10 protein-coding genes are annotated in these 15,930 nt (G+C 74.5%); 4 read left to right on the plus strand and 6 right to left on the minus strand.

Going from position 1 to position 15,930, the window contains the following annotated elements:
* Window positions 1–124: 124 nt before the first annotated feature.
* Window positions 125–973 carry a VOC family protein gene (locus tag ACWPWV_RS08905; protein ID WP_454042563.1) on the plus strand — a complete coding sequence of 283 codons (849 nt, stop codon included), beginning with the start codon at window positions 125–127 and terminating at the stop codon, window positions 971–973.
* A gap of 96 nt (window positions 974–1,069) precedes the next feature.
* Here the strand turns inward: ACWPWV_RS08905 and ACWPWV_RS08910 are convergent, their stop codons facing one another.
* The 4 genes from ACWPWV_RS08910 to ACWPWV_RS08925 form a co-directional block, all read right to left on the minus strand.
* On the minus strand, window positions 1,070–3,013 hold the full coding sequence (locus tag ACWPWV_RS08910; RefSeq protein WP_454042564.1) for a glycerophosphodiester phosphodiesterase family protein: 1,944 nt from the start codon (window positions 3,011–3,013) through the stop codon (window positions 1,070–1,072).
* Window positions 3,014–3,228: 215 nt separating this feature from the next.
* Window positions 3,229–4,206 (minus strand): glycoside hydrolase family 19 protein, encoded by a 978-nt coding sequence (locus ACWPWV_RS08915; RefSeq protein ID WP_454042565.1) that lies wholly within the window; start codon window positions 4,204–4,206, stop codon window positions 3,229–3,231.
* A gap of 282 nt (window positions 4,207–4,488) precedes the next feature.
* Window positions 4,489–5,208 (minus strand): histidine phosphatase family protein, encoded by a 720-nt coding sequence (locus ACWPWV_RS08920; protein WP_454042566.1) that lies wholly within the window; start codon window positions 5,206–5,208, stop codon window positions 4,489–4,491.
* Between the two features lie 98 nt (window positions 5,209–5,306).
* Complete coding sequence (locus ACWPWV_RS08925) at window positions 5,307–6,545, minus strand: hypothetical protein (RefSeq protein ID WP_454042567.1); 1,239 nt, start codon at window positions 6,543–6,545, stop codon at window positions 5,307–5,309.
* A gap of 190 nt (window positions 6,546–6,735) precedes the next feature.
* Here ACWPWV_RS08925 and ACWPWV_RS08930 point away from each other — a divergent pair, with 190 nt between their 5' ends.
* The gene (locus tag ACWPWV_RS08930; protein ID WP_454042568.1) at window positions 6,736–8,298 is read left to right on the plus strand and encodes an alpha/beta fold hydrolase; all 1,563 of its coding nucleotides are present in this window, start codon (window positions 6,736–6,738) and stop codon (window positions 8,296–8,298) included.
* A 5-nt stretch (window positions 8,299–8,303) separates the two neighbouring features.
* Here ACWPWV_RS08930 and ACWPWV_RS08935 read toward each other — a convergent pair whose 3' ends face one another.
* Both ACWPWV_RS08935 and ACWPWV_RS08940 read right to left on the minus strand, forming a co-directional pair.
* The gene (locus ACWPWV_RS08935) at window positions 8,304–8,942 is read right to left on the minus strand and encodes a hypothetical protein (protein WP_454042569.1); all 639 of its coding nucleotides are present in this window, start codon (window positions 8,940–8,942) and stop codon (window positions 8,304–8,306) included.
* A 64-nt stretch (window positions 8,943–9,006) separates the two neighbouring features.
* On the minus strand, window positions 9,007–10,116 hold the full coding sequence (locus ACWPWV_RS08940; RefSeq protein WP_454042570.1) for a saccharopine dehydrogenase family protein: 1,110 nt from the start codon (window positions 10,114–10,116) through the stop codon (window positions 9,007–9,009).
* Between the two features lie 528 nt (window positions 10,117–10,644).
* Here ACWPWV_RS08940 and ACWPWV_RS08945 point away from each other — a divergent pair.
* Window positions 10,645–11,772 carry a multicopper oxidase domain-containing protein gene (locus ACWPWV_RS08945; protein ID WP_454042571.1) on the plus strand — a complete coding sequence of 376 codons (1,128 nt, stop codon included), beginning with the start codon at window positions 10,645–10,647 and terminating at the stop codon, window positions 11,770–11,772.
* Between the two features lie 172 nt (window positions 11,773–11,944).
* Complete coding sequence (locus tag ACWPWV_RS08950) at window positions 11,945–15,868, plus strand: ThuA domain-containing protein (protein ID WP_454042572.1); 3,924 nt, start codon at window positions 11,945–11,947, stop codon at window positions 15,866–15,868.
* The last annotated feature ends 62 nt before the right edge of the window (window positions 15,869–15,930 follow it).

A 15,930-nucleotide genomic window follows, 5' to 3' on the forward strand; every position in this document is an offset into this window, starting at 1 on the left:
CTCGACCGTAGGGCCGCGCCCGGGTGCTCGCGCGCGGAAGGGGGTCCGGACCCTTGCGTCGGCGGCCACCACGGGCCGAAGGTGGGTGGGGGCCGCGTCGCAGCGGCACGGGACGGAGGCCGACATGACGGACCAGCAGCCGGGCGGACCGGTCCCGCGCACCTATCCCCACGGCGTGCCGTGCTGGGTGGACACCGAGCAGCCCGACGTCGACGGGGCGCTCGCGTTCTACGGTGCGCTGTTCGGCTGGGCCTTCGAGGACCGGCTCCCTCCTGGTGCGGGCGGGCGGTACGTCGTCGCGTCGCTCACGGGGCAGCCGGTCGCGGCGATCGCGTCACGGGACACGGACGAGGGGACGCCGGAATGGGTCACGTACGTGGCGGTGGACGACGTCGACGCGAGCGCCCGCGGCGTCGAGGACCTCGCCGGTGCCGTGCTCGACGGTCCGACGACGGTCGGGGCCGCGGGTCGCATGGCGGTCGTGCGCGACCCGCAGGGGGCGACGTGCCGGTTCTGGCAGGCCGACGAGCGGCTCGGTGCCCAGCGCGTCAACGAGCCCGGGACGTGGAACTTCAGCAACCTGCGCACGCCCGAGCCGTTGCGGGCGCTGCACTTCTACGGGCCGCTGCTCGGGTGGGAGGTGGACCCGGACCTCGGCGCGGGCATGGTGCGCGTGCCCGGCTACGGCGACCATCTCGCGCGGACGGCCGACCCCGGCATCCACGAGCGCCAGGCGCTGCTGCCGCCGGGCTTCGCCGACGTCGCCGCGGGCATCGAGCGCGCCGACGGTCCGGCGCGGTTCGTCGTGACGTTCGCCGTCGCCGACCGCGACGCGTCGGTCGAGGCGGCCGAGCGCGCGGGCGCGACGGTGCTGGCGTCGGCGGAGACGGACTGGTCGCGCGACGCCGTGGTCAGGGACCCGCAGGGCGCCGAGCTCACGCTCTCGCAGTTCGCCCCGAAGCAGCCGGTCTGACCGCCGCACCCCGGCCGGACCCTGGCCGCACCCCGGACCGCGCGCCGGCCGTCGACCGGCGTGCGACCCGGGGTGCGGAGTGCGGCGAGCCCGCGGTCAGCGGGGCGCGAGGTGGTCGATCTCCGCGGTGAGGCGCTCGACGGTCGCGTCGTCGTCCACGTGCTTCGTCACGGTCCGCACGAGGCGGTCCCAGTCCTCGCGCTCCAGCGCGGAGAGCAGCTGCTGGAGCTGGCCCGTGCTCACGTCCAGACCGGCCAGCCGGGCGCGCAGCCCTTCGGCGGTGACGGTCACGACGACCGTCCGCTCCGCCGTCGCCTCGCCGCCCTCGCCGGTCGCCGTCGCGACGACGGTGTGCTCGCCGAGCGCGAGGTCGGCGGCCGGGACGGTGGCGCCGTTCTCGACCCGCTCGCCGTCGAGCGTGAGCACGACCTCGTCGGCGTCGGTCGACGAGGCGGCGACGACGACCGCGTCGCCCCGCTCCACCTCGGCGCCGTCGGCCGGGCTCACGATGCTCACGGTCGGCTCGGGGGCCGGAGCGGGCTCGCCGACCTGGCCCTGCGCCTCCTTCCAGCCGATGAACGCGCCCGCGCGGTCGGTGATGACGCCGTCGACGCCGACGTCCGTGAGCCGCTTCCAGTCCGCCGCCGAGTTCACGGTGTACGGCATGACGGCGATGCCGGCCTCGTTGAGGTCGGCGACCACGCCCGGCCGCGCGAGCAGCGCCGCGGCCGACGGGTTGTACATGACGGCGCCGAGGTCCTCGGCGACGGCGACGGGGTCCGCGTCGAGCGCGCCGCGCAGCAGGCCGCGCGGGATCTGCGGCGCGTGCTCGCGCGCGGAGCGCAGGGCGTCCACGTCGAACGACTGGAGGACGACGCGGTCCTCGAGCCCGGCGTCGACGATCATGTCGACGACGCGCTCGACCTCGGCGGACGTCTCCGGCCCCTTGATCTCGAGGAGCATCGTCGAGGAGCCCGTCCCCATGAGGTCGAGCATGTCGGCGAACGTCGGCAGGCGCTGCCCCGTGAACGCGGGGCTGAACCACGAGCCCGCGTCGAGCCCCGTCAGGTAGGCCGACGAGAGGCGCGCCACGTCGCCCGAGCCGTCCGTCGTGCGGTCCACGGTCTGGTCGTGGCTCACCACGGGGACCCCGTCCGCGGACGTGTGCACGTCGATCTCGACGTACTCGGCACCCGTACGCATGCCCGCCGCGTACGCGGCGAGGGTGTTCTCGGGAGCGACCGACGAGTACCCGCGGTGCGCGACCGTGACCGGCAGCTCGCCGTCGTCGCCGACGTACGAGGCGGGCTCGATCTCGGTGACCGTGACGTCGTCGACGCTCACGGTCGCGCCTGCCACGACGAACCCGAGCGCGCCGCCGTCGGTCCGGTCGATGCGGCCCTCGAGCACCTCCCGGCCGTCGAGGGACCACGTGGTCCTCGCGCCCTGCACCTCGACGGCGAGCGCGACGTCGCGACCCGTGCCCGCGTCGAAGGGCGCCGACGCGGTGTACGGGACGTTCCACGCGTTCGCACGCGTGCGCTGCGCGATCTCGACGCCGTTGCCGGCGGTCGAGGTGCTGCGCAGCACGGCCTGCCACCACGGGACGGACCCGTCGGGCGCGACGTCGAGGATCGCACCCGCCCAGCGGGAGGCGTTGTCGACCTGCTCGAAGCGCAGCGTCGCCTCGAGGCGGTAGTTCTCGAGCGACTCGCCGAACGTGATGCGTGCGGGCGAGGAGCCGTCGGGCGCGTCGCCCACGAGCCGGCCGTCCCGGACCTGCCAGTCGCCGAGGACGGGCGTCCAGCCGGCGGGGAGGGCGTCGCCGTCGAACGTCTCGGTGAGCACGACGTCGCCCGGCTCCTGGGCGAGGACGGCGGGGACCGCGCCCGCACCGGGGGCGGCGGGGAGCGGTGCGGCGCCGGCGACGCCGGGGGCGATCGCCGCGGTGGTGACGGTGGCGGCGACGAGCGCCGCGGCGAGGCGGCCGGATCGTCCCGCGGCGGGTCTGCGGGTCGGGCGGGTGGTGGTGAGGGTCATCGTCGGGTCCTCCAGGCGTCGTGCTGACGGTTGCCCTGACGACGCTAGGAACACCGGGTGGCTCCCGCGCGACGAGCGGACGAACGCCGGGCGTCGGTCCGGTGACGCGCGGGCCGGCGGGCCCGGCCCTCCGGGGAGGACCGTGGGGGCGCACGACCGGAGGGCGCGCCGGCGCCGGTGGGGCGACCGGCGCCGACGCGCCTCCCGGGGTCGGGTCAGCAGTACAGGTTCGCCCCCGTCGTCGTGCCGAGGATCTGCGCGAACCGCTGGAACGCGGTCACGCGGGACTGGACCTGCGCGGGGTTGCCGCCGTTGCACTCGATGGAGCCGTTGATCGAGCGGATCGACTCGCCGAACCCGGCGCCGCCGACGATCGCCTGGTGCCCGGACATCGTGCCCGCGCCCGACTGCGTGTTCCAGAACCACAGTCCCGTCTTCCACGCGACGGCGGAGTTCGTCTCCACGAGGTACGGGTTGTTGAGCAGGTCGATGCCGAGCGCGTCGCCCGCCGCCTTGTAGTTGTAGTTCCAGCTCAGCTGGACCGGGCCCTTGCCGTAGTACGCGCTCTGGCCGGCGGGGCACCCGTACGGCTGGGAGGTGTCGCAGTAGTGCGGGTAGTTCGCGGTGTTGATCTCCTTGACGTGGACCAGGCCACCGGTCTCGTGGTTGACGTTCGCGAGGAACGCCGCGGCCTCGCGCTTCGCGATCTCCGTGCCGCCCGCCGACGCGAACTGCGGGTAGGCCGAGAGCGCCGCGACCAGGCCGTCGTACGTGTAGAACGGGTTCCGGTTCGGGAACATCTGGTCGAACTGCGCCCTGCTGACGACGAAGCCGCCGGGCGTGCCGGGGTCGGTCGGGCCGCCGGGGTCGGTCGTGCCGCCGCACGCGCCCTGGGAGCGCCACACGCCCCACTGGCCGGTGGTGCCGGGCGTCTCGCCCTGGGTCCACCAGCCGGCGCGCCAGTTCTGGCCGCCGTGCGAGACGACCGCGCCACCGGTGTACACGGCGCCCGCGCTCCACGCGGGGGCGCACGCCGTGGCGGCCTGGGCGGACGGCACCGGGCCGGCCGTGGTCAGCGCGACCGCGGCGACGAGCGCCAGGGTGAGCGCGAGGAGAGCGGCGAGCGGCCGGGACAGCTGTCGGGAGAGCGGGGCCGGGTGCCGGAAGACACGGGTCTGAGCGGGGGAGTGCATCGGTGCACCTCTCGTCGGGATCGGGTCACCGACGAGCCTGTGCCGCCTGCCGGGCGATGGACAACCCCCGTACGGGGAACCCCGTAGTCGTCCGTCGCGCGTCCGGTCGCCCGGTGCTCCGCGTGCTCCGTCCGCCCGGCGTCCACGACGGCGCGCGCGGGTCTACCATCCGGCCGCTCGTGCCTCGCGGCCTCCCGCCAGACCCGCCACGACCCGCGCGCGCCGTCGTTCCCGCCGGGCTCGTCCCGAGCCCCGGGCTTCTCGCGCGGACGCGCCCGGATCTCAGCCCGGGACGGGTGCGGTGCGCGCGGCGACCACCGAGGGGTCGACCGGGACGCCGCCCGGGGGGAGCGGGGCCGGGCGTGCCGCGACCGAGCCGTGGCCCGCGACGTCGACGCCGACCGAGACGGCGCGCGCGGTGCCGTCCGTCACCTCGACCGTCGAGACGGAGGCGTTGGGCAGCGCGGCGAGGCACGTCGGGTCGAGCGTCGCGAGGTAGGCGCCCAGCGTCAGCCCGTGCCCGACGACGAGCACGTCGCGGTCCTGCGTCGCACCCGGGCGGGCCGCGTCGTCGTGCGCGGCGACGATGCGGTCGAACACCGCGGCGACGCGGGCCATGAAGTCCGCCCCCGGCTCGCCGCCGCCGACGCCCGGGTGGGTGCCGGCGAGGACGGCGGGGACGAGCTCGGACCACGGCTCGACCGCGTCGAGCTCGTGCTCCGGTCGGCGCTCGAACGTGCCGAACGACAGCTCGCGCAGGTCGTGGTCGACCGTCATGGTCAGGTCGGGGTGGTGCCGCAGGATCTCCATCGCCGTGAGGACGGCGCGGCCCTGCGGCGAGGAGTACGCGGCGTCGAAGTCGTGCCGCGCGAGGTGCTGCGCCGTGACGCGCACGCCGGCGCGGCCGGTGCGCGTGAGGGGGGAGTCGCACGCGCCCTGGAGGTGGCGGCGCGCGTTGAGGACGGTCTGCCCGTGGCGGACGAGCGTGATCGTGAGGGTCATCGTCGGTGTGCCCTTCCGGTGGTTCCCGGTGTCGCGGTCGTCCGCGACGCTAGCCGCCCGAGGTGACGGGGCGGCGTCGGGCAGGGGGCCGGGAGGCGTCAGGCAGGGGTCCGGTCGGTGACCGGTCGTGCTCCCTGCCCCGCGTCCGCGCCGTCGTGCCGCGCAGGGTCGTCCCGGTGCGCCCGCTCGTCCCGCCGCGCCTGCTCGACCTGCTCCTCCGGCTCGCGGACCTCGAGGTCGTCCACCGGCTCCGGCGTCGGTGCGGGAGCGGGCCACGGGTCCTCGACGGGGCCGGTCTGCGGGACGACCGTCCCCGCGTGCCGGTGGACCAGGACCGTCAGGAGCGCGACGAGCCAGCCGAGCCCGATGCCCCAGGCCAGCGCGTCCTGCACCGGCGGCAGCACCTGGTTCAGGTCCGGGCCGCTCAGCGACCCGAACACCTCGAGCCGGTGCGCCACCTCGCGCACCAGCGCGGCCGTCGCCGCCGCCGCCACGCACGCGAACCACACCGCGAGCCCCAGCGCGACGCGTCCCGTCGCGGGCGGCAGCCGACGCGTCGCGAGCGCCGCGAGCACGCCGACGACGAGTGCGACGACACCCAGCAGCCCCAGCTCGACCGGCTGGTCGAGGAGGTCCTGCGGGGTCTCGCCCCAGCGCATCGCCGGCGGCACGACGCGACCGGCGAGCGGGCCGAGGACGTCGCCCGCCCACGGCGCCGAGAGCAGCACCTGCTGCGTGACGCCCGCACCCGCCCACACGGCGACCGCCGTCACGACGGCCGTGAGCACCGCCGGGAGGATCCGCACGTGCGGCAGGGCGCGCGCGTGCCGGGACCCCGCCGGGTCGTCGCGCCGGTCGGTGAGCGCGAGCGTCACGACGACCGCCAGCCCCACCACCCAGCCGTTCACCAGCCCCCAGTACCCGTCGACGAGCGCGTCGAGGAGCCCCGACGTCCGCTCCGCCGTCCACGGCAGCGTCATCCCCGAGAACGAGCGCGCCGTCCCCGCCCCCACCGCCGCGGCGACCACCGTGAACCACACCGCGAGGAACGCCGCCCAGCGCCCTGTCCACAGCGGCAGGCGTCGCACCGCGAGGAACGTGCCGAAGGCGGCGACGGCGCCCGCGAGCGCCGCGGTGAGGACCGCGCTCCCGGTCAGCGGCTCGCCGCCGAGCACGAGGCCGGTCGGGTGCGGAAGGACCGTCCGGACGACCGCGCTGTGGACGGCGTAGGTGGCGTTCGCGTGCACCCAGTCGGCGGCCTGGCCGGTGAGGAGCCACAGCACCGCGGTGAGCAGTCCGGCGACGACGACGGGTGGCACGGTCCTCGATGACGGCATCCTGCGAGGGTAGTGGCACCCGGGTGTTACGAAACACGTCGAGCCGGACACATCCCGTCGGGCACCGGGCCGGCCGGTGCCCCGACGGCAGCGGAGGAGCCCCGACGAGCCCACGGCACCGAGGGGCGGCGCGAGGGTCGACGAGGACACGTCCGTCGACCTGACGGCTGGCGGGTCGTAGGGTGGCGCGGTGCCGAACGCCGCCGACCTCGCCGCAGCCGTCGGGCAGCGGCTCGAGCAGACGCCCTACCGGATCGTCGACCTGCGCCCGGACGGGTTCACGCTGCGGCTCGACCTCGCCGACGCGCGCTGGTGGGGCGTGCTCTCCCGCAGCGGGCTGCGTGAGACGTACGAGCTCCTCGTCGGGGTCTCCCCGGACGGGCGTTCCTACGCGATCTCGGACCGTCGGACGGAGGTCGTCTGGAGGGCCGGCCCGTCCGGCCCTGTCCCGCGCGTCGGTGCGACGCTTCGTGCCTCCGCCTTCCAGGGCCGGACATGGAGCTACTCCTCGAAGAAGGTCGTGGGCGTCAGCGACGCCGGGCGTGTCGAGACCGTCGTGGACTACGCCTTCTCCACGGCGCCCGGGCACCGCCTCGTGTCCGAGGCCGCTGCGTCGCTCGGCCTGCGCGAGAAGATGTCGGCGTCGACGAGGATCGGCGTCGTGGCGGCCGTCGTCGGCGGCGCCATGGCGCTGCTCGCCGTGGGGGGCCGCGATCGTCTCGACCGTCCTCGCGGGCTGAGGTCCCCCCAGCGCACGGAGGCGCACGGGGCCGGCGAGCGCGCCGAGGCCGATCAGTTCGCGCCCGCGCCCCCGTCTACCGTCCATGACGCCGGACCCGGCCCGCAGGCGGGAGGGCCGGCAGGACCCGACGACACGGAGGCTGCCATGAGCGAGCGCACCACCCACACCCTGGACGTGCCCGGTGCCGTCCTCACCTACGACGTGATCGAGCCCAGCACCCCGAGCAGCGAGCCGCCGCTCGTCGTCATGGGCTCGCCGATGGCGGCCTCGGGCTTCGCGCAGCTCGCCGAGCTGTTCGACGACCGCACCGTCGTCCTCTACGACCCGCGCGGCACCGAGCGCAGCACGATCGCCCCCGACGGCGAGGTCACCATGCCGGGCCACGCGGACGACCTGCACCGGATCGTCGAGGCGCTCGGCATCGGGCCGGTCGACGTCTTCGGGTCGAGCGGCGGCGGGATCGTGGGCCTGTCCTGGATCGAGCAGCACCCGGAGGACCTCCGGACGTTCGTCGCGCACGAGCCGCCGGTCACGGCCGTGCTCGAGGACCGCGAGGTCGCCGACGCGGCGGAGCTCGACATCGTCGCCACCTACCACCGCGACGGGTACGGGCCCGCGATGGCGAAGTTCATCGCGCTCGTCAGCCACGTCGGCCCGCTGCCGGCCGACTACCTCGACCGCCCCGCCCCGGATCCCGCCATGTTCGGGATGCCGACGGAGGACGACGGGTCCCGCGACGACGTGCTGCTGTACGGCAACCTCGCGGCCCAGCCGCTGTACGCGCCGGACGTCGAGGCCCTGCGGTCGTCCGGGGTGCGGATCGTCCCCGCGGTCAGCGCGGAGGGCGAGGGCACGCTGGCGTGGCGTGGCGGTGCCGCGCTCGCCGGGGCGCTCGGCGTCGAGGCCGTGACGTTCCCCGGCGACCACGGCGGCTTCATGGTCAGCGAGTGGTCGCCGAACAACGACCCCGCGGCGTTCGCGAAGACCCTCCGCGAGGTCCTCGCGGGCTGACGCGCTCAGCGCCCGGTCGTCCCGTCGGCGGGGCGCGCGAAGGCCAGGACGATCCCCAGGCCCTCCCGCGCGGCGAGACGGTCGCGGTCCTCGGGGTGGTCGAGAAGGTGGCGCAGCACGAGCGCGACCGTCTCGGCGTCCACGAGGTCGACGGCGCCCACGTCCGGCGCTGCGCCCGGCCGGCGCGACCGCAGGACGTCCTCGCCCTCGGCCAGGACGACGCGGGCGCCGTCGTGCAGGTCCACCGCCAGGACCGGACGGCGCTCGCCCGCGACGACCCGCACGTCGGCGACGTCGTCCCAGCGGACGACGACGCGCGTCGTCTCCGTGCGGCCCGTCGGCAGCTCGACCTCGTCGGGTCGCAGGACGACCGACCCGCGCAGCGGGGCGCGCACGTACAGGGCGAGCCCGTACGCGAACCCGAGCGCCGCCACGGCGGCCACGAACGCCGCGAGCCCCTCCTCGGCACGCAGCGCCAGGACGCCCAGCACCGCGCACCCGCCGAGCAGGACGAGCAGGACCAGCAGCACCGCGAGGAAGTCCACGAGGGGCGTGAGGCGCTCGCGGCCGCGGACGCCGCCGCGCACCCGCGTCCAGACCAGCGCGCGCCGGTGCACGCGAGCAGGTCGGGCGGCGCGGGTCACGGGACCAGTGTCCCGGACCCGCGGACCGTGCCGGGCCGGGATCGGCGGACGACGACGTCCCCGGTCAGCGCACGGTGACGCCCGCGTCGCCGAGGGCGTCGAGCAGCGCGTCGAGACCGAACGCGTCGACCGGGCCCAGCGCGCCGACGCCGCGCACGCCGTCCTCGGCCGCGCGGAGCGCCCCCCACGCGAGGAACCGCGCGGTGAGGTCGTAGGGGTCCGGGCCGTCGAGCCGCACGCGGTGCAGCAGCGCGCCGTCGGCGGCGCGGGCGTCCGCGAGCACGTGGCTGCGCGACCGTGCGCGCCGCGCGGCGTCGGGGCCGCCGGACGAGCCGGTCGACCGCGCCTGGACGGCTCGGCGCACCACGGCGCCCACGCCCGGGACGTGCAGCGCCCCGGCGAGGACCGCCGTCGCCGCGGGCACGAGCCGTAGCGCGGGAGTCCTGGCGCCGATCACGACGTCGACGTCGCGCAGGCCGGGCGCGAGGGGTGGCAGGGTGAACGGCTCGGTGCCGCCCGCCGAGACGCCCCGCACGCGCCGCCCCTGGCCGAGGTCGAACGTCACGACGTGCGCGCCGACCCGCTCGGCACGCACGCGGCCGCCGCGGAACGCGTACGACGGCTCGAGCACGACCCGCGCGGCGCTCGCCCGGGTGCCGCCGCTGATGCCGCCCCCGCCGCTGCCGAAGTAGCCGATGCTCAGCCGCGTCGCGGCGCCGCCCGCCTCGCGCAGCGCGAGCGCGCCCGCGACGTTGCCCGGCACCCAGTCGTGCCCGAACGCGGTGAGGAGCGCGGCGCCCGCCGTGCGGGCTCGCGGCCCGTACCGCTCGACGACGTCCCGGATGAACGACGGCTCTCCCGTCGAGTCGAGGTAGACCGCGCCCGCGGCGATCGCGGCCTCGACCGCGGGGCGGCCGTGCCGCGCGAAGGGACCCACCGTCGACACGAGCACGTCGCCGCGCCCGACGAGCGCGCGCACGGCGCCGGGGTCGTCGACGTCGGCGACGGCCGTCTCGAGGCGCGACCCGTCCGAGGGCTCGAGGTCGTCCGCGAGCGCCGCCAGCCGGTCGCGGGACCGCCCGGCGAGCAGGGGGCGTGCGCCGCGCCGCACGAGCTCGTGCGCGACGAGCGTGCCGGTGTACCCCGTGGCGCCGAGCAGGACGATGCGTCGCATCCCGTGAGCGTACGAGCGCTCCGGGCGGCTCGCGCGACGCCCGTCACGCGGCGCGCGTGATGGCATCGCTCCCACATGCTGAGCGCTCTGTCGGTCGACATGAGACTTTTGCGCCTCGGCGACAAAACTTCCGTACACCTGTTGACACCGCTGTCTGGGTGGGGTGTGATGAATCTCAGTTGCCCCTGGAATCCACCGGGGGATCCGGAGGTCGGGCCCAGGGGAAGCCGGACGTCCGGACCGACCGCCGGCCCGCACGCATCGCGGCGTGCACCGGCACGGCCCTCGCTGGCCCTGGACCTCCTCGCGGCTCGGGTACCTGCCCGCCGCGTGGTGCGCCCCGCCCGTCCGACAACCTCATCACGCCTCCGACGTACCTCCAGCGCGGGAAAGACCCCGCGTGCTCAGTCGTGCCCTCGCGGCCCGGGGCACTCCCGTGACCGCTCGATCGAAAGACGTGGCACCCAGTCGCCGCGGCGCGCCGACGCGCCGGGTCGGCTCGGCATGCCTTCGTCCGGAAGGAGACCCATGTCCGCACCGACGACCGACGGTCAGGCCCCCACCACGCCGCTGTCCCGGCGCTCCCTGCTCATCGGTGCCGGCGTCGTCGCCGCCAGCCCCGCCGCGGCGCTCGTGCTCGGCTCGGGAGGCAGCGTCGTCGCCGCGACCCCGGCCGCTGCCGCCGCACCGGTGGCCACCGCCGTGAGCGGCACCGTCCGCAAGATCACGATGTACGCCGAGCGCATCGACGCGAAGACCGTCGGCTACGGCCTCGAGCCCGGGAAGGCCACCGTCCCCGGCCCGATCCTCGAGATGTGGGAGGGCGAGACGCTCGAGATCACGCTGGTCAACACCACGGACCAGCGCCTGTCGATCCACCCCCACGGCGTGAACTACGACGTGAACAGCGACGGCAGCCCGTTCAACGACTCGTTCAACGAGCCGGGGGAGACCCGGACGTACGTCTGGTCGACGGTGCCGATGCGCCGCGACCGCGGCATCTGGATGCCGGGGAGCGCGGGTTACTGGCACTACCACGACCACGCCTGGGGCGAGCACGGGACCCCGGGCATCGCCGCCGGCCTCTACGGCGCGCTCGTCGTGCGCCGGGTCGGCGACGTGCTGCCCGAGAAGCAGTTCACCGTCGTCTTCAACGACATGCTCATCAACAACAAGGCCGCCCCGAACACCCCGATGTTCGAGGCGAAGCTCGGTGAGCGCGTCGAGTTCATCTGCATCGGTCACGGGAACACGTTCCACACGTTCCACCTGCACGCGCACCGCTGGGCGAACAACCGCACCGGGCTGCTCTCCGGTCGCGAGGACACGAGCCAGGTCGTGGACAACCGGGACCTCAACCCGGGTGACGCGTTCGGCTTCCAGGTCGTCGCGGGGCTCGGCGTCGGTGCGGGCGCGTGGATGTACCACTGCCACGTCCAGTTCCACGCCGACGGCGGCATGGCCGGCATCTTCCTCGTGCGCAACGCCGACGGCAGCATGCCCGCCGGCGCCCAGGAGTCGATCGACCGCTTCCAGGCGCACGGCGCGCACGCGATGTCGGGCAGCTCGACCGGGACGACGGCCACGGATCCCGAGGCCGCCACGGACCACGGGGTCGAGGGCCTCCCGCCGCTCGCTGGCCACGCCGACCACTGACCCGGTCGAGCACCACGAGCGGTACCAGCAGAGCCGCACCACCACGTTCGGCGCCCGGGTCCGTCCGGGCGCACCGCACCGATGACGAAGGAGTTCAAGAGTGCTATCCAGACGTGCACCGTCCCCCGCCACGAGAGGACGCTCCCGACCAGGAGCGCTCCGCTCGGTCGCGGTGGGCCTGACGAGCGTCGCGCTCGTCGCGAGCGCGGCCGTCATCCCGGCCTCCGCGCAGTCCGGCCTCGCCGCCGGCACCACCTCGACGGCGGCGCAGCCCGCCGCCGTGAAGACCGCGACGAACGCAGCGCCCGTGCGCGTGCTCGTCTTCCACGGCGCCCCGGACGCCCAGGACGACCCGGTCGTGGAGGCGACGCAGGCGCTCGCCGAGCTGGGCTCCGCGAACGGCTTCGAGGTCGAGGCGTCGTCCGACCCGGCCGTCTTCACCGAGGCCGCGCTGGGCGACTACCGCGGCGTCGTCATGCTGTCCGCCGAGGGCATCGAGCTGAGCGCCGCGCAGGAGGCGGCGCTCCAGGCCTACGTGAACGGCGGCGGCGGGTTCCTCGGCGTGCGCGACGCGGCGCGCGCCCAGGAGGCCTCGCAGTGGTTCACGGGTCTCGTCGGCGCCCGGATCGCGGGTGCCCAGCCCGACGCCGCGGACGTCGCCGAGGTCTCCGCGACCGCGGAGAACCCGCCGAACGAGGACGCACCGAACCTCGTCGACGGCGACCCCGGCACCAAGTGGCTCGCCTTCGAGCCCACCGCGACCATCACGCTGCGGCTCGAGGAGCCCCTCGAGCTGGCGCGCTACACGCTCATCTCGGCCAACGACTCCGCCGGCCGCGACCCGCAGAACTGGACGCTCCAGGGCTCCACCGACGGCGAGACCTGGGTGGACGTCGACGAGCGCAGCGACGAGGACTTCCCGCAGCGCTTCCAGCCCCGCAACTTCGAGGTCGAGAGCGACACCGCGTACGAGTGGTTCCGCCTCGACATCACGAAGAACGCGGGCGAGGGCCTCACGCAGCTCGCCGAGATCTCGCTGTTCGACGACGAGTCGGTGAACCAGCCGGAGCCCGAGATCCCGGTGGAGACGCGCACGGTCGACCTGATCGACCGCCAGCACCCCGCGACGGCGGACCTCCCGCTCACGTGGGAGCGGGACGACCGGTGGCTCGACTGGGCCGACAGCCCCGCGGGCCAGGTGCACACCGTCGCGCAGGTCGAGCCCGGCCCCGACGCCGGCCCGACGACCAACCCGTTCCACCCCGTGTCCTGGTGCCGCGACTACGACGGCGGACGCTCCTTCTACACCGGCATGGGGGGCACGCCGGAGAGCTGGGCGGACGAGTCGTTCCGCGAGCACCTGCTCGGCGCGCTGCAGTGGACGACGGGCGTCGTGCGCGGCGACTGCCAGGCCACGATCGCGTCGAACTACACGACCGAGCGCCTCTCGGCACCGAACACCGCGGGTCAGCTCGACCAGAACGGTGAGCCCCACGGCCTGACGATCGCGCCCGACGGCACGGTCTTCTACATCGGCCGCGGCGCGTGCCCGACCGGCCCGATCCCGTCGTGGGACAACCCCGACGTGGGCCTGGGCTGCGGCACGATCCACCAGTGGGACCCGGAGACGGACGAGGTGGACCTGCTGACGACGCTCGAGGTCATGGGCAACCGTGGCAGCGGCGACGAGCTCGTGAAGAACGAGGAGGGCCTGCTCGGCATCACGCCGGACCCGAACTTCGCGGAGAACCACTGGCTCTACGTCTACTGGATGCCGCACGAGTCGATCGACACCGAGCGTCGCGTCGGGATGCGCACCGTGTCCCGCTTCACGTACGACCCCGCGGGCCCGACCATCGACCAGGGCACGCGCGTCGACCTGCTCGAGTGGGAGACGCAGATCCACAGCTGCTGCCACGCGGGCGGCGGCATGGCGTTCGACGACGACGGCAACCTGTACATCGGCTCCGGCGACAGCAACTCGTCCGGCGGCTCGAACGGCTACTCCGGCAACAACTGGACGAAGGAGTACGCCGGGATCAGCTTCCAGGACGCGCGCCGCACGTCGGGCAACACCAACGACCTCAACGGCAAGATCCTGCGGATCCACCCCGAGGCCGACGGCACGTACACGATCCCGGACGACAACCTGTTCCCCGTGGGCGAGTACCCCGCCGACAAGACGCGTCCCGAGATCTACGTCATGGGCGTGCGCAACATCTCGCGCCTGCAGATCGACCCGGACACCGACTGGCTGACCGCCGCGTGGGTGGGCCCGGACGCCGGCATGCCGGACCCGGAGCTCGGCCCGGCCAAGTACGAGACGGCGACGATCATCACGTCCGCCGGCAACCAGGGCTGGCCGTACTGCATGGGCAACCGGCAGCCGTACCGTGACCGGAGCAACGAGGACGCGAGCGTCCTCACCGGCTGGTACGACTGCGACAACCCGAAGAACACGTCGCCGCGCAACACCGGTCTGGTCGACCTCCCGCCGGTGCGCGACAACATGATCTGGTACTCGCCCAGCGGCGGCGGCCCCGTCTTCCCGATCGGCGAGGACGGCATCCCGACGTACGAGGACGAGGACGCGACCTACACGATCCCGTGGCTCCGCGGTGGCGGCCAGGCCGTCATGTCCGGCCCGACCTACCGCCAGTCGCAGGTCGACCCGGAGAGCGACGTCGCGTGGCCGTCGTACTGGGAGGGCAAGTGGTTCCTCGGTGACCAGTCGAACTCGAACAACCGCACCGCGGTGACGGTCGACCCGGACGCCGTGGAGTCGCAGGGCGCCCCGGCGTTCATGGAGGACCTGCGTCAGATCCTCCCGGGCGGTCGCGGCGACACCCTCGTGCAGAGCTGGATGGACGCGAAGTTCGGTCCCGACGGCGCCCTGTACCTGCTCGACTACGCGAGCGGCTTCTTCAGCCTCGACCCGAACCAGAAGCTCGTGCGCGTCACGTACGACGGCGGGGCACCCACCCCGCTGCCGACCGCCACCGCGGCGAGCATCCAGGGCGACCCGCTCACGGTGTCCTTCATCGGCTCCCGCTCCGGCGGCGTGTCCTACCACTGGGACTTCGGTGACGGCGCGACGTCGACCAAGGCGAACCCGCGGCACACCTACCCCCGGGTGGGCGAGTACGAGGCGACGCTGACCGTCACGTACGCCGACGGCAGCACGGAGAAGGTCACGGCCGACGCGAGCACGACGTGCACGCTGCCGGACGACCGCGAGACCGTCTTCTTCGGCGAGTTCGACTCCGGCGTCGCCAACGACGACCTGGGCGGCTGCACCATCGCCGACCTGTTCCAGGACGAGAAGGAGTGGGACTCGCACCAGAAGTTCCTGCGCCACGTGAAGGCCGTCGCGAAGAGCCTCTTCGACGACAGCCGCATCACGGGCGCCGAGCGCAACGCGCTGGTCAACGCGGCCGCGCGCTCGCAGATCGGGGTCGACCCGGGCGGGTACCGGACGATCTTCGACGGCACGCAGGAGTCGCTGTTCGACTGGAAGCAGGCTCCCGGCGGCAGGTTCGTCCTGCAGCCCGACGGGTCGCTCCGCTCGAGCGGCGGCCTGGGGATGCTCTGGTACGCGGGCGAAGAGCTCGGGGACTTCTCCGTGAAGCTCCTGTACCGCGACATCTCGCAGGGGAGCACGTTCGCGAACAGCGGCGTCTTCACGCGGTTCCCGAACCCCGACGCACCCGGTGACGCCGAGTGCGCCGAGGGCCAGTCCCCGGCGTGGGTCGCGATCTCGTGCGGTCACGAGATCCAGATCTACGACGGCCCGACGGGCGAGCCGCAGAAGACGGGCTCGGTCTACAACTTCGACCCGCTCGGTCTCGACACCCCGGGGCTGAAGCCGAAGGGCGAGTGGAACGAGTACGAGATCCGGGTGGTCGGCCAGCAGTACACGATCATCCGCAACGGCGAGGTCATCAACGAGTTCGAGAACTCGCCCGGCCAGGAGTCCTCGCGGGCGGGCGACCCCCCGACCGACCTGCGCCAGTTCGACAGCGGGTTCATCGGGCTGCAGAACCACGGGAACGCGGACCTCATCGAGTTCCGTGACATCCGGGTGGCCGACCTGTAGCACCCGGCCGGGCCGGCGGGGGAGCACCCCGCCGGCCCGGCACCGCGCCGCCCACGCGGCGC

This window comes from Cellulosimicrobium sp. Marseille-Q8652, assembly GCF_965112045.1.